Raw genomic sequence first — 15387 nt, 5'->3', positions numbered from 1 at the left:
TTCCTCTTTGCGTCTCTGCGCCTCTGCGTGAGAAAACTCTAAAAATCCTCATCATCAACAAAAAACTCTGCATCTTCATCTATTCTAGATTGAGACTCTCCCAACCCCCAGAGAGGCTGCAAAACTGCTGTACCTAATAAACCGACAGCCACACTAAAAGCTAACATTAACCCAAAGGGAATTTGTATGGATTGAAAGACCAAAAACCGTAAAGATACAGGAGTAGCATTTTGGACAGAAATTAGAGCGATCGCCACTACCCAAACAGCTATAATTACTAATATGAAAAAATTTGCCAAAATTTTGAATATCATAACTGGAAAAATCTTTCCGTGATAGCGCAGCGTAACGTAAGTCATGGGTTAGGAGTCAGGAGTCAGGAGGAAGAAGAAAAAAATTTTTCCCCAAACAACTGACAACTGACAATTATTTGTATCCCTTCCAATACATAACTTTTAATTCTCCCTTGGGTGTAAATACTACCTGAAAATGAGCTAGAGGTTGTTTATTATCAGGTGCAGCTACATTTGAGCCATAAACTGATTGAAACATCTGAGGTAGAGGAGTTTCCCGGAAATGATCAAAAGCAACTTGATTAAGTGGTTCATAGTCAGCTATTACGCCTTCTTTATTCACCGCTACTCGATATTTTAAATCCTTAGCAAAGGTAGGAGTAACACTCCAATTTTGACGAATTGTACTATACAGCTTTTGATTTAAATCCTTAATTTTACTGGTATCAGTAATTTTTTCGCCAGTTACTTCTGGTGTTTTAGCGTATCCTAACCAGGGACTAATTTCTAGAAACCCTTTTTGGGTAAATACGACTTTGAATTGAGCAATAGGTTCATTAGGGACGCGATTAGCAGGATTATAAAGTAGTTTAGGCAGTGGTGTTTTCTCGATTGCGTCACTAGCTTTCTGATTTACTGCTTTATAACCAACGACACTACCATCGGCAGCGACACCTAAACGATACACTAAATCCTCTGGTAATCCTGAGCGATTTGTCCAAGCTGGATGAATTTGATTGTAAACTTGGCGATTTAATGCCCGTAATTGAGATGGATCTGTTATTTCTGGAACTATCTTTAAAAGTGCTTCCAAATCCTTGGTAACGGGGGTTTCTGATGCGATGGGTGTGGTTGTAGGGGTGGCTGCTGCTGTGGGTGTAATTGAGGGTGATACTGACGCTGTGGGAGTGGAAGTACTGGACTGTATTTCTGGTTTGACTTGAGGTGGACGGAGTTGGGGTGCAGGAATTAAACTAAAGGCTACGGCGGCTACGGCGAGGCTGGATATGCCGACGGTAGCGGGGATTGCTTGTTTGATTAAGATTTGACTAGAACCACCATAACTGCGATGAACTGGGTGTAGTTCTAGGGATAATTCTGGTAAGGTCTGGCTATCAGCAAAAAACTGATCTACGGCTTCAACTAAATCAAATAATTGGACTGTGTTGAGGACGATTTGCAGCGGTTGTCCGGGGTTGTTGTTTCCCCCTTGATTGTCTGCTGTGATTTCGGAGTGAACAATTAATTTGTGTCTGTTGCTGTCAATTTTTTGTAATTCAACTAACTCTGAATTTTGATGTTCAAATTTTTTGCCTTGGGGATTGGGTATATTGCTTAAGACTTCTTGAGCGTAAGCACTAACGGCTCTAACTAAGCTTTCAAAAAATTCCCTACCTCCACTTATGGGTTGATCGTAATTAGATAAATAGCATTCTGCATTCACTAATATGGATAGTTCGGGACGGAGTTCTTGAAAGTTAACTGTCCGTGTCATGTCACTCAACCCTTGTAGGAGCAGGGTGCAATTAGGTAAACTATATTTACGTTGGATATTCATTTTATTTGCAAGAAAATGGGCTGAAAGCCCCGGAATTAAAACCTAAAAAACCTAAAAATTTTTAGGCTTTAATGTCTTTTAAGCCGGGGATGAAAGCTACAAGAGGAGATTTATCCCCCAGTGACTTATGGTGTTACACTATTTGTAACAGGAAAGGTAATCAATCTACTTCACCGTCAAAAAGAGAAATCCAGTACCGCTGCATTCCCGCCGTACCTGTGCAGAATAGTAATTTTCCTAATAAGTCTATAGCTAGTTCATCTAATTTTTCATCAGAAGTTAATGCTAGTACACCGGAACGCCGGGAATTCATCCGACTTTTAAAGTGGGTTCTAAACCTTTCTAGGTAATTAGCTAATCTTAAATTTTGTTCTGGGGGAATCTGTTTTTGGGCTAATTGTTGATATATGGTTAGTAATTGCCGAATAACGACTGTTAACCGCCGAGCGATGTAACAAGCAATGACTACTAGAGCTTTGGCTTCTAAAATATCTAAGGGACGGCGACTATGCGCTCTCCTCATGGGGTTAGAGGCTCGCATTCGCCAAAGGTTTACCCGATTTTTGATGATTCCTTGGAGGTCTAATTCTTCCGCAAAGGATAAAATGGCTTCAGAACCGCCTAGTTCTAAGGCTTCAATGGCTAGTAACATTAAATCTATTTGCAATCTAGTTCTGGCTGGACATACTTGGCCTGCGATCGCTGGATCTGGTAGAGTATCCAAAATCATCGGCGTTCCCTGGGCGTTTGGGCTGTTTAAAGATGGGATACTAGCGGAGACATTCATTCTAAAAAATACCTTATGCGTTTCCAATAAAGTGATTGATATTAACCTCTTATGGCTAATCGCTGGCGCGATATGGCAGTTCAATTATATACATTACGACCTATGATTTTTGACTTTTGACTTTTAATTTTCGACTTTTGACTTGCACTTTGCGGTACTAGTAGTCTGTCAAATAAATTTTGACGGATAAAGAAGAAATGAACCACGAAGGACGCAAAGAGCGAGTTAGCGAAGCGTCCCGTTAGGGATAGGAAGAAGGAAGAGGAAAAATTTATTTACCCGTCAATTAGTTCTTGACAGACTACTAAGTAGGTGAACACAATAAAACCAAACTGTGTAAAGAAATGTAAAATCGCCCAAACCCTCTTCACTCTTGCCTCTTGCCTCTTGCCTTTTGCCTTGCCATAACGACAATTTTCAACGCTCACCTACTTAGTACACAAAGGCGTAAATAAACCAACCATGATAAATATCCCGAAAGCCTGTACCGTATTCGGTTTGACTTTTGACTTCCGAGAAAGCGGCGTTAGTCTCTAGGTTATGACATTATAGGGTAGGATTTGGCAGGGATTGGGGAAATTTTTCGCCTCTTACCCTTTGTTTCTTGATTGACCACTAACTACTCACAAATATGGATTTAAAATCTCTGATTCGTGATATACCAGATTTTCCTAAGCCGGGAATTTTATTTCGAGATGTCACTACTCTATTAAGCGACCCAGCGGGATTGCGATATACTATTGACCTTTTAGCACAAAAATGTTCAGAAATTGAACTTCAGGTGGATTATATTATCGGCATGGAGTCGCGGGGGTTCATTTTTGGTGCGCCTGTGGCTTATAAATTAGGTGCGGGGTTTATTCCTGTTCGCAAAAAAGGGAAATTACCAGCAGCGGTTCACTCTATTGAATATCAACTAGAATATGGTACGGATACATTAGAAGTACATCAGGATGCTTTAAACCCAGGTTGCAAAGTTTTAATTGTGGATGATTTGATTGCTACTGGTGGTACTGCTAGTGCAACAGCAAAGTTAGTACAAAAGATTGACTGTGAACTTGTGGGGTTTGGGTTTATCATCGAACTACAAGATTTGCAAGGACGGAAACATTTACCTGATGTCCCTATTATCTCACTGGTTGAATATTAGTCAGTCAGGAGTTCAGGAGTATGGCTAACGCCACGCTTCGCTATCAGGAAGTAGGGGCGCAGGGCCTGCGCCCATTCAGGAGAAGAAAGAAGAAAGAAAATTATTCAATTACCAATTACCGATTACCAATCATAAATGACAAATACAAAAATTTCCTTGGAGACAAGTCGAGACTGGCTGATAAGGTCAGTTACGAATGAAACTTTTATTTATGTGATGAAACGGCTTTTACAGGCGCTATTGACGATTTTTTTAGCGTCGGCTTTGTCATTTTTTATTATGAAGTTTTCTCCAGGGGATTATGTAGATACCCTGCGACAAAATCCGAAAATTTCCCCAGAACGGATTGAAGAAATTAGACAGCAATTTGGTTTAGATAAATCTTGGCCAGAACAGTTTGGATTTTGGTTGCAGCAAATCGTCACTAAAGGTGATTTTGGCACAAGTTTTGTTTATCAACGTTCTGTGTCGTCGCTGTTATGGGAAAGAGTTCCAGCCACGTTGTTATTAGCGATCGCTTCTTTAATTATCACATGGGCGATCGCTATTCCTTTGGGGATTCTCGCGGCTGTGAAACAAAATCGCCGCACTGACCAGGTTTTACAGATAATTAGTTATGCTGGTCAAGGTATTCCCAGTTTTATCACTGTCTTATTTTTGCTATTTTTTGCTCAACTGACTACGCCACTTTTTCCAGTGGGTAATATGACCAGTATTGATCATGCCGACCTGACATGGTTAGGTAAAATTCTTGATATTGCTTGGCATTCGATTTTACCATTAATTGCTTTAAGTATTACTAGTTTTGCTGGTTTACAACGGATTATGCGTGGTCAATTATTGGATGTTTTACGCCAAGATTATATTCAAACTGCTCGCGCTAAAGGACTTCCAGAAAACCGAGTTATTTATGTTCATGCTTTGCGAAATGCTATTAACCCATTAATTACTTTATTGGGTTTTGAATTAGCAGGTTTGTTAGGTGGTGCATTTATTACAGAAAATTTCTTCAACTGGCCAGGTTTAGGGAAATTAACTCTACAAGCTGTTTTAGCCAAAGACCAATATTTAGTTATGGCCAGTTTGGTAATGAGTGCCGTATTATTAATCATTGGTAATTTAATCGCTGACTTAATTTTAAAAGCAGCAGATCCGAGAATCAAATTAGAAGACTTAAATTAAGAAAGTAGGGGCGCAGTCCCTGCGCCCTTAACTCCACCAATCACCAATTACCAATCATCAATCACCAATGATTTATTATATTATTCGTTCTAGAAGTGATGGTAAATATCTCACAGCCCGCGTTGATGATGATACATCAGGATATTTATTATTGTTTAAAGAAGATTTCGAGGCAATGAGTTATCTAAATACTCATGCTGCCGATTTAGCAAACCGCTTGACAGTCGAACCTCTTGCTAGTAACCAAATAGGTAGTTTGCTCAAACGTTGGGGTTTTGCAGGTGTGGGAATTGTCAACGATCCCTTATTACCTGAAATTGAATTTTTACAGCATATTTAAATATCAACAAAGCAGTAAAAGTATGAACATGAAATTAGCGATTTATACTACATTATTGACGATAGCCTTGCTGTTAATGCCAATTAACTATAGGATAACATTAGCAGGGACTTGTGCTTCTCGTTGTGGTTCTGCACCCCTACATTTTACGCCAGGACAATATATTCGGGTGAAAGTTGTGAATCACAGTTATGGATCTGTGAAATTAGAACAGTTACCAGAAATAAGACAAACAACCTTAAATCCGGGACAAAAATTACAATTTGACCTACGAGGGGACGAACTTACCGAATTTTCTCTGATGTTTTGGGATGATGGGGGAAGATATGTAAAAGGTGTGGTGTCTAAACCGAATTTTGGAACATTGGTTTTGGAAATTCGTCCTAACAGTCGAGACTATCCAGGCGATTCCTACGGAGCGCTTCGCTATCGCTCTCTTTATATTCGCAATAATGGACAAGTTAGTTTATTGTAGTGTAAAAGAGCTTATATTTAACATAAATCTTACAATATGGTAATATCGGCTCTAGTAAAGGCAGGGAATTTACCGCTATTGGTGATGGTGTTAATCTCGGTTTCTGGATATTATTATCTACAGGGAAAATATACAGGAACTTTTGCCTTTTTGTTGTATAGGAATGGAATAGACGGAAAATGAAGGTATAATAAATAGTTAGGCTTGTCAATTTAATGACCTTTAATTGAATACTCAAAAAGAATTTACTTTTATTAAGATAAGTAGGTGAACACAATAAAACCAAACTGTGTAAAGAAATGTAAAATCGCCCAAACCCTCTTCACTCTTGCCTCTTGCCTTTTGCCTTGCCATAACGACAATTTTCAACGCTCACCTACTTATATGCTTACGAAAGAATTTTACAACGTAATTGATAGCAACCTTAATATACTTTTAGAAAAATACAAAGATGATGAATTCATCAAAAAACATAAAAGTACAAATGCTATCAACAATCGAAAATCTTATGCCCTCTTAATTTGGTTTCTTGAATTTTACGGTAGAAAATCTAACTATAAAGATTTCATTACAGATGGTGACAAAGATAGTTCTTGCGACATTGTTTTTGATAACACAAACAATCAAGGAGATAAAATTTTTTATGTCGTTCAGTCAAAATGGAACAATGCTGATAATTCAGAAAAAGAAACTGATAAAGATGAAATATTAAAAGCACTAAATGATTTTGACACCATTTTAGAAGGCGAAAAGCAAAATGTTAATGAAAAACTAAAAGCAAAATTGGAGGATTTAGATAATCACCTCAAAGCTAATGGAGAGGTTAAATTTATATTTTTGACACTTTCTCAATATAAAGGAGGTGCAGATGAAAACATTAGTGCTTTTAAAAAATCTGATGAAAAACTCAAATTTGAAGTAATTGATATAAATCGCATAAAAGTAGATTATATTGACAGAACATATAAAAAAATAGAACCTTTAAATCCTCTAGAAAGTTATCAAAATCCAGAAGAAAATCCTGTTACTCTGGAAATAGTTCAAAAAAATGGAGTTGTTAAAATAGAGAAGCCTTTTGAGGCATATATGTTTTTACTTCGCCCCAAAAGTATCTATGATTTATTTGAAAAATATGGATTTGCTCTCTTTTATAAAAACGTCAGAAATCCTCTCCTGCAATCACAATTCAATAAAGACATAGAAAGAACTGCGGTGGACAATCCTGCCTATTTTTGGTATTACAATAATGGTATTACAGCAATTACTTATCTCTTACCTACTATTGGCAAAAAAGCTGAAAAAATAGAATTAACAGGATTGCAAATTATTAATGGCGCACAAACTGTTTATGCCATTTATCGAGCTTACAAAGATGCCTCACCAACAAAGCGCAAGCAGATGGATAGTGAATCTTTGGTAACTTTACGCTTATTAAAATCAGGCGGAAAAGACTTTGATTTGAATGTTACGAGGTATACTAATTCCCAAAATCCTGTAGATGATAGAGATTTCTGTGCTAATGACGATATACAGATCATGCTGCAAAACGCATCCTATCAAACAAATATTTGGTATGAGAAAAGACGTGATGAATTTAGAGAGATTCCAGAAAATATAGAAGAAGTTCCAAATTCTGTGTTTGCAAATGCTTATTTAGCTTATTATTTGCAAGATCCTTCTAATGTTTTAAAGAACTATAATCAACAACGAAAAACTGGTAAAGACTTGAATTTTATTTCCCATAAAGAACATAAAGATGGTCTTTATGAAAAAATCTTCAATGATAAAACAACATTTGAAAATATGCTGTGTGCATTATATATTTTTGATGTAATTTATAATGCTACACCTCTTCAATATGAGGATACCTTCAAAGCTGGTTTATATCATTTATTGGCTTTATTTAAAGTCGGGTTTACAAAATATTTAAAAGCAAAATTCGGTGATAGGATAAATGTAAACAAATATGTAATCAAAATTTATGAACAAAATGACGAAAAAATTATAATTCAAACTTTCAAGTTTATTAGTCAATTTGTTAAGCAGCAAATTGAAGTAAGCAACAATGAAAACAAAACAATAGAAAGAATGAAAAAATTCTTATTTGAACCGGCTCACTATGAGAAAATTAAAGAAGCCTTAGAAGATTTAGATATTTCCGTCGAGGATATTGAAAATGTGATTATTGAAGATAACGAACAACTTATTGAGGGAGAACCCGATGAAGAAAATAATAGCGAAAACAATGATTGATACACAATTGTAGGGGCGGGGTTTCCCCGCCTCCATTGTATTTTATGAGAACGAGAATTGCTGTATCAAATAGGAAACTGATAGATAAGCACCTTGCCTTGCCAATTTTCCTCTACAAATACAAGATATTCATCATTAGCACGACGGAAAGCACGGATACCATAGGGAATATCAACCCAACCACTTTCTTTACCAACTTCTGCACCTGGAGTCATTTTTTTCACGAGTTCTCCCGTAGCAGTTTTGTAAACATATACCTCTGCGGTTTTTACACCCACTGCAAACACATAATCACCAGCTACACTCATAGCTGCGGTAGCAACTAATCCTTTACCTGTAGTGTCGTAGGGAACGACAGTGCGCCATTTGGGAGTGCGATTTCCTTTACTCCAATTATCAAAGCGAGCAATTTCTGATCCTATGACTTTGGCATCATCAGCAAATGCCGGATGTTCAATCGTAAAACCGGATAAATACATAGTATCTGTTTCGGGAAAATACTCAATCCGTCGCAAGTCTTTGAAGGTGCTAGGAGTTTTGAGTTTTTTCATCGAACTATAGGTGTAAATGGGATTTCCTTTACTATCTAATCCCTGTAAAGGATAATGACGAATGCCATCTTCAGTTCGCAAAGTTTTCCAAACATCTCCTTTGCTATCTACCCACCAACCTCCGATATAGGGATAGTCTTTACTGCTATCATATTCATTTTTTTCAAATGCACCATTGCCATTACTATCGCGCCAAATCCATTCTCCGTTTGCAGGTTGATTGGGTGGCCAATTGCCACCAATAGATTGTTTATTCTGATCATTAGTACCAACAAACATCCCAGCAGGAATTGCAATTTCACCATCTGTATTCGGTTGAAACCGATAAATTTGCAAAAAGCTATTGTACATATCTGTCAGGAATACAAAAGGTTTACCTTGAATCCGCCGCACAAAAGTTCCATCTGGTGATGTATGTAGACGTGGATCTTGAGCGTATTTAAAAGGATTAAGTGTGTAGGCTTTATAAGTCCACTGTTTACCAGCAGACTTGCTATAATCCATGACATATTTTTCTTGTTTGGTGAATATATTTACACCATCTGTTTTTGGATCTGTATCTGCATTATCTACAAATATTAATCCTAGTAATTGCCATACTATTTTTCCTGATGGCGAAAATTTTCTTAAATCTGTTCCCGATGTATTAAAGCCATTATTATTTACATAAATATTGCCTTTGGCATCTGTACCGACTCCAGTAATGCCGTAGAGTTTGGATGTTTTGACTTCTCCAGGTACACCACTAAAAATACCTTTTTTATCCCCAAAAGTATCCACACGAACTGGCTGATTATTAATATTGTAAATTATCAATTGTTGATTAATCCCATTTTCTGCTACTAACAGTCTGCCGAGATTATCAATGGCTAATGCTGATGGTTTATCAACATCTGTAATTTCTTTAGGTAATTTCTTTCCGGCTGGAGAATAATTGACAATTTTTCCAAATTTAGCACCTTTTTGATTTTGAATAATCCACAAACTACCTTTTTTATCAATGGTAATTTTTTCGGGACTATTAACGGTAAATTTGTTTATTTCTGCCATTGTTTCGGTGTTATAAACCCGAACAATATTCTCCCCAGCATTGCTAACAAATAGGTGATTATTTATTGTTGCTATTCCTGTGACTTCATGACTTTTGCTGGTAATTAACATACTTTTATCCCAGCCATTCCCTTTCTCAAAAGGTGCAGGTTTTCCTGTTAAGTCATAACGTCTGACGCAATACCAAGTTTGTCCTTGGGGAGGATAATCTTCTTTTGTTTGATCTACTCCACCTTGAATCATAGAAATATAAATATATTTGCTATTTACTGTTATTGCTTTACCCCCTAAACGATTCCAACCATGTGTATCTTCGAGGATAAAAATTGGTTTACCATCTTTATATATTCCTGCTTCACTACCAGCTTCATCCCAAGCACTATTTGTATAAATTGTTCCATCATCTTTGACATACATTCCTTCTATATTATTTTGTACTCGCAATTTACCATTACCAATGGTATTTCCTAACCAAGAAGTAATATATGTAATTTCAGGAGTTCTGACTGCTTTGGATTTTTTAGTTGTGGCTAAATCCATTGTCATACCGACAAATGTTACGAGTAGTCCACAGGTTAAACCCAATAAAATATTGAAAGTTATTTTTTTTCGCCAATATCCCCTCGAAAATAAGTTATGAAGATATTGATAAAGTTTGTAGCAAGTTTTACTAATCTGCATAAATAATTCGGTTGCTGTAAGTAGGTTGGCGTTGAAAATTGTCGTTATGGCAAGGCAAAAGGCAAGAGGCAAGAGTGAAGAGGGTTTGGGCGATTTTACGTTTCTTTACACAGTTTGGTTTTATTGTGTTCACCTACTTAATATGCTTTTTGAATTTTTAATTTATCCCTGTGGGATAGGCTTTTAAATTCTTACTCATAAATTATAAGGAAATTTTATCTTGCATTTAATTTCATCAAAACTTTATTAATTAAATATATTTTCAAAATGCAAAAATTCAGGAGTAATACAATTGAGGGTGGGGAAACCACGCCCCTACGGATTTGATGATTTTCTGAATATATCTCACTAAATTGATACTGCTATACATAAATAATTTCTCGGTTAATATTTTTACAACTATCTATAATTTGTTATGCAAATATATTTTTTTGATATATTTTATTTATAGAAATGGAATAATTTTTATATTTAAACTGGTTTTGATTCTCAGCGTCGTATTAAAGGATCATGCTGAAAATAAATTATTTTGGCATCGGTAACATAAATAAAAGCGTAAATCAAAATCACTAATTTAAATTTATCTATCACAAGGAAGATAATTACGTGAAAAGTAAAGATATGAAATTAAGTTCAGCGTCAGCATCTATTCTAACTTTGGGTACGGGTTGGTTTCCTAGCCATCCTGGAGGGTTGGAAAGGTATATTTATGAACTAACCCATAAATTAGCAGCATCTCAAGACCAAGTAGAATTATGTGGAGTGGGTTTACCTGTAGATGCTAAAAATACACAAATTAAGTTAACTAATTTAGCTTGTCCAGATAGTAAGATTGGTGCTAGGTTATGGTCAATTCGTAATAATTTTCAGAAAACAAGATTAGGTAAACCTGATGCAATTAATCTGCATTTTGCATTATATAGTTTTCCGATTTTAGATATTTTGCCTAAAGGAGTACCGGTTACTTTTAATTTTCATGGACCTTGGGCTTCGGAAAGTCAGGAAGAAGTAGTTAATCAGAAATTCAGTGTTTGGTTAAAGGAACAAATAATAGAACAAAGCACTTATAATCGGTGCGATCGCTTTATTGTTCTTAGTAAAGCTTTTGGTCAGATTCTCCATCAAAAATACCAAATTCCCTGGGATAAAATTCATATCATTCCCGGTGGAGTTGATATTAATCATTTTCAGAATAATCTCTCACGTCAAGAGGCTAGAATCAAACTAGGGTGGCCAACTAATCGTCCCATATTATTTACTTCCCGACGCTTAGTTCATCGCATGGGAATTGATAAGTTATTGCAAGCTGTAGCTATGATTAAATCTGGCATTCCTGACGTTTGGTTAGCGATCGCTGGTCGGGGACATATTCAAGCTTTACTACAACAACAAGCTAGAGAATTGGGTTTAGAAAACAATGTGCAATTTTTAGGTTTTTTACCAGAAAATGATTTACCTGTGGCTTATCAAGCGGCGGATTTAACTGTGATGCCGAGTCAATCTTTTGAAGGGTTTGGATTAGCTATTGTGGAGTCTTTAGCCTGTGGTACTCCTGTTTTATGTACTCCTGTGGGGGGAATGCCAGAAATCTTAGAGAAATTTTCCCCAGATTTAATTACTGAGGCGATTACTGTGGAAAGTATTGCTGATAAATTAGCACAAGTTTTGCTAGGAAAACTGCCTTTACCTGCTAGGGAAGAATGTCGTCATTACACGATTAAAAATTATGATTGGACAAATATTGCCCAACAGGTACGGCAAGTTATTTTAGCTTAAGTAGGTTGGCGTTGAAAATTGTCGTTATGGCAAGGCAAAAGGCAAGAGGCAAGAGGCAAGAGGCAAGATTGAAGAGGGTTTGGGCTATTTTACGTTTCTTTACACAGTTTGGTTTTATTGTGTTCACCTACTTAGAGGATATTTTAAAAGTGGTATTCCGTAATTTTCATCACATTGCTACCCCTCTTTCCCCTTGTAAAGGGGGGAAACAATAAAAATCCAGTTCCCTCCCCTTTACAAGGGGAGGGTTAGGGAGGGGTAAAAAATATTTGATACATCAACCATAACTTTTCAAACACCCTCTTAAATTGATGATAAAAATTGTATGAAAGTTCTATTTTTAGACCAAAGTGGTAAACCCGGTGGTGCTGAGTTGTGTTTAGTTGATATTGCTAAACCTTATGGTGAAAATGCTCTGGTTGGTTTATTTGCAGATGGTGATTTTAGAAAGCTACTTGCAGAAAATCAAGTCCCGGTGGAGGTTTTGACAACTCAAGCCATTAAAGTTGGTAAACAAAGTGGTTTATTTCAAGCATTAGGTAGTTTAGGGCAAATAGTTCCTTTAATTAATCAGGTTGTGCAACGAGCAAGGAAATATGATTTAATTTATGCTAATACTCAAAAGGCTTTAGTCGTGGGGGCGGTAGCTAGTTTCTTGGCTCGTCGTCCTTTGGTTTATCATTTACATGATATTCTTTCTTTAGAACATTTTAGTAAAACTAATTTGCGAGTTGCTGTTAATTTAATTAATCGTTGTGCTGCTTTGGTGATTGCTAATTCTCAAGCTAGTAAGATGGCATTTTTAGAAGCTGGAGGAAAATCAGATCTAGTTCGGGTTGTTTATAATGGCTTTGCGGCGAAAAATTATGAAGTTGATGAATTAGAAGTTAGAAATTTAAGAGAACATCTCAGGTTGGAAGGCAAGTTTGTAATTGGACATTTTAGCCGTCTTTCTCCTTGGAAGGGACAGCATATTTTAATTGATGCCCTTTCCCAATGTCCACAAGATGTGGTAGTAATTTTAGTTGGTGATGCTTTATTTGGTGAACAGGAATATGTCAAGGATTTACACCAAAAGGTTGCTGGATTGGGACTGGAAAATCGAATCAATTTTTTAGGTTTTCGCGCGGATATTCCCCAATTAATGACAATGTGTGATTTAATTACCCATACTTCTATTGCGGCTGAACCTTTTGGTAGGGTTATTGTTGAGGCTATGCTGTGCGGTAAACCTGTGATTGCGGCTGAAGCTGGTGGTGCTATGGAATTAGTGGAAGATGGAATTAATGGCTTTTTAGTCACACCTGGAGAACCTCAAAAATTAGCCCAGGTGATTCATAATTGTCGGCAAGAATCTGTAAAAACTGCGAATATTGCCAATAATGCCAGAATTAGTGCTAGTGAACGTTTTGATGTCAGGATTATTAATCAACAAATTCAAGAATTGCTAAAATCAATCAGATCCCCAACTTCTTGAAGAAGTCGGGGATCTGGAAGTCGGGGATCTTGGTCTTGGGAAACAACGTATAATATGGTAGTGTATGGGTGGAAATTTTCCGCTTCTATAAATTAATAAATTTTAAAGTGAATTCTCGTGGCACAAGTTGTATTAGAAAACGTTTATAAAAGTTTTCCCAGTCGCGGTGGGGAAGGGGCAAAAGCGCAACAAGACGGCACAGATGGTGTAAGTGTCTTGCGACGGATTAATTTAACCATTGCTGATGGTGAGTTTATGGTGCTGGTGGGACCCTCCGGCTGCGGTAAAAGTACGCTGCTGAGGTTAATTGCTGGCTTGGAGGTGATGACTGGTGGTAATATTTGGGTAGGCGATAGCGCTAGTGCGCCTCCAGGGCTTCGCTTGATTAATGACTTACCCCCCAAAGCCAGAGACATCGCTATGGTATTTCAAAGTTATGCACTCTATCCCCACATGACTGTATATGACAATATCGCTTTTGGCTTACGTCGTCAGTTTCCCGATGAGGAAGCTGGGAAAAAAAGACTGACTCAATGGGGGGAAAATCTACTGGTAGGATTGACAAAAAAGTTACCTGTGGGATTGCGCTATATTTCTCCAAAAGAAAGAATTGTTGATCAACAGGTGCAAAAAGTTGCAGGTTTGTTACAAATTGAAACTTTGTTAAATCGTTTACCGAAACAACTTTCTGGGGGACAAAGACAACGGGTAGCATTAGGAAGGGCGATCGCTCGTAATCCCCAGGTATTCTTAATGGATGAACCATTATCTAATTTGGATGCTAAGTTACGGGCTGAAACCCGCAGCCAAATTGTCAAATTGCAACATCAGTTGGGAACAACGACGATCTATGTCACCCATGATCAAACTGAAGCTATGACTATGGGCGATCGCATTGCGATTATGTCAGAAGGTAAAATACAGCAAGTTGCAGCACCCTTAGAACTGTATAACCGTCCTGCGAATCGTTTTGTGGCTGAATTTATTGGTTCTCCACCCATGAATTTTATCCCGGTGGAATTTCATGCACCTTTATTAATTACTCATGCTAATTTCCGCTTCACGCTTTCATCTGTTTGGGGAAATGCACTGCAATCTTATGACGGACAAACTTTAATGTTGGGTATTCGTCCAGAACACCTGAGTTTGGGTGTACCTGCTACGAAAAATTTGCCAGTCAAAGTAGACTCAGTAGAAAACTTAGGAAATGACACTTTTCTATCTGTAAAAATTGCTGATCCTGATTTACAAAATCTAGACGGACAAACTTTACAAGCAAGAATTCCACCTGATAGATTCATCACCATAGGTGAGCAACTTTGGCTATCTTTAACTCCTGAGAAACTGCATTTTTTTGACCCCAAAACCGAATTAGCAATATTTCCAAAATAGGGAGAAACAGCGATCGCATTAAGTAGGTTGGCGTTGAAAATTGTTGTTATAGCAAGGCAAGAGGCAAGAGGCAAGAGGCAAGAGTAAAGAAGTTTTCAGCGATTTTACGTTTCTCTACGCAGTTTGGGACGGTCTAGGTAGAGTCGAGGACGGGTATTATCCCGCGCCCCTCTCTGTTAAATCTGGGCGTGCGACTTTCACCGCACCCAGCTTCCGATGTTCTTAGCTTTCGCTTTTGCTCATGTGAATATAATCGTGGCAGCTTTCGTGAATGGCTAAAAGGTTCTTTATTTTCCAGTTTTCGTGGTTTCCATCAACATGATGCAGATGTACCTTTTCATCACTAAGCATTTTTAATCCACAATGTCCACATTTATGGTTTTGCCGTTTGAGGGCTTTAGAGGTATGACTGTCATAGAGCT

General features: G+C 37.3%; 14 protein-coding genes. 9 read left to right on the top strand and 5 right to left on the bottom strand.

Features of this window, described 5'->3' with window-relative positions; translation table 11 throughout:
- Nucleotides 1-38 precede the first annotated feature (38 nt).
- The 3 genes from AN486_RS11475 to AN486_RS11465 form a co-directional block, all read right to left on the bottom strand.
- Nucleotides 39-314 (bottom strand): lipopolysaccharide assembly protein LapA domain-containing protein, encoded by a 276-nt coding sequence (locus tag AN486_RS11475; protein WP_053539980.1) that lies wholly within the window; start codon nt 312-314, stop codon nt 39-41.
- A 112-nt stretch (nt 315-426) separates the two neighbouring features.
- Complete coding sequence (locus AN486_RS11470; RefSeq protein WP_290600716.1) at nt 427-1851, bottom strand: DUF4335 domain-containing protein; 1425 nt, start codon at nt 1849-1851, stop codon at nt 427-429.
- Between the two features lie 160 nt (nt 1852-2011).
- A complete protein-coding gene (locus AN486_RS11465; protein ID WP_053539982.1) occupies nt 2012-2638 on the bottom strand; it encodes a DUF3038 domain-containing protein in 627 nt (208 codons plus the stop codon).
- A 631-nt stretch (nt 2639-3269) separates the two neighbouring features.
- On the opposite strand from AN486_RS11465, the gene AN486_RS11460 reads away from it, so the two are divergent.
- From AN486_RS11460 to AN486_RS11435, 6 genes are all read left to right on the top strand, one after another.
- The gene (locus tag AN486_RS11460) at nt 3270-3788 is read left to right on the top strand and encodes an adenine phosphoribosyltransferase (protein ID WP_027404117.1); all 519 of its coding nucleotides are present in this window, start codon (nt 3270-3272) and stop codon (nt 3786-3788) included.
- Nucleotides 3789-3808: 20 nt separating this feature from the next.
- Nucleotides 3809-3988, top strand: coding sequence for a hypothetical protein (locus AN486_RS11455; protein ID WP_190383830.1), 180 nt, complete (start codon nt 3809-3811; stop codon nt 3986-3988).
- Nucleotides 3924-4970, top strand: coding sequence for an ABC transporter permease (locus tag AN486_RS11450; protein ID WP_190383814.1), 1047 nt, complete (start codon nt 3924-3926; stop codon nt 4968-4970). Before AN486_RS11455 ends, AN486_RS11450 begins: the two co-directional genes overlap by 65 nt.
- Before the next feature lie 67 nt (nt 4971-5037).
- A complete protein-coding gene (locus AN486_RS11445) occupies nt 5038-5310 on the top strand; it encodes a hypothetical protein (protein WP_039200884.1) in 273 nt (90 codons plus the stop codon).
- Nucleotides 5311-5332: 22 nt separating this feature from the next.
- A complete protein-coding gene (locus tag AN486_RS11440) occupies nt 5333-5785 on the top strand; it encodes a hypothetical protein (protein ID WP_168636528.1) in 453 nt (150 codons plus the stop codon).
- A 267-nt stretch (nt 5786-6052) separates the two neighbouring features.
- A complete protein-coding gene (locus AN486_RS11435; RefSeq protein ID WP_290600715.1) occupies nt 6053-8038 on the top strand; it encodes an AIPR family protein in 1986 nt (661 codons plus the stop codon).
- A gap of 65 nt (nt 8039-8103) precedes the next feature.
- Here the strand turns inward: AN486_RS11435 and AN486_RS11430 are convergent, their stop codons facing one another.
- Nucleotides 8104-10320 carry a hypothetical protein gene (locus AN486_RS11430; protein ID WP_290600737.1) on the bottom strand — a complete coding sequence of 739 codons (2217 nt, stop codon included), beginning with the start codon at nt 10318-10320 and terminating at the stop codon, nt 8104-8106.
- A 621-nt stretch (nt 10321-10941) separates the two neighbouring features.
- On the opposite strand from AN486_RS11430, the gene AN486_RS11425 reads away from it, so the two are divergent.
- From AN486_RS11425 to AN486_RS11415, 3 genes are all read left to right on the top strand, one after another.
- Nucleotides 10942-12096 (top strand): glycosyltransferase family 4 protein, encoded by a 1155-nt coding sequence (locus AN486_RS11425; RefSeq protein WP_290600714.1) that lies wholly within the window; start codon nt 10942-10944, stop codon nt 12094-12096.
- Between the two features lie 325 nt (nt 12097-12421).
- Nucleotides 12422-13573 (top strand): glycosyltransferase family 4 protein, encoded by a 1152-nt coding sequence (locus AN486_RS11420; RefSeq protein ID WP_290600713.1) that lies wholly within the window; start codon nt 12422-12424, stop codon nt 13571-13573.
- 117 nt (nt 13574-13690) lie between these two features.
- Complete coding sequence (locus AN486_RS11415; RefSeq protein WP_039200873.1) at nt 13691-14965, top strand: ABC transporter ATP-binding protein; 1275 nt, start codon at nt 13691-13693, stop codon at nt 14963-14965.
- Nucleotides 14966-15187: 222 nt separating this feature from the next.
- Here AN486_RS11415 and AN486_RS11410 read toward each other — a convergent pair.
- A partial coding sequence (locus AN486_RS11410) for an HNH endonuclease (protein WP_367142434.1) occupies nt 15188-15387 on the bottom strand: 200 nt, incomplete at its 5' end.

It is taken from the genome of Anabaena sp. AL93, assembly GCF_001672085.1.
Lineage (GTDB): Bacteria > Cyanobacteriota > Cyanobacteriia > Cyanobacteriales > Nostocaceae > Dolichospermum > Dolichospermum heterosporum.
This window is presented reverse-complemented; position numbering and strand designations above follow the sequence as displayed.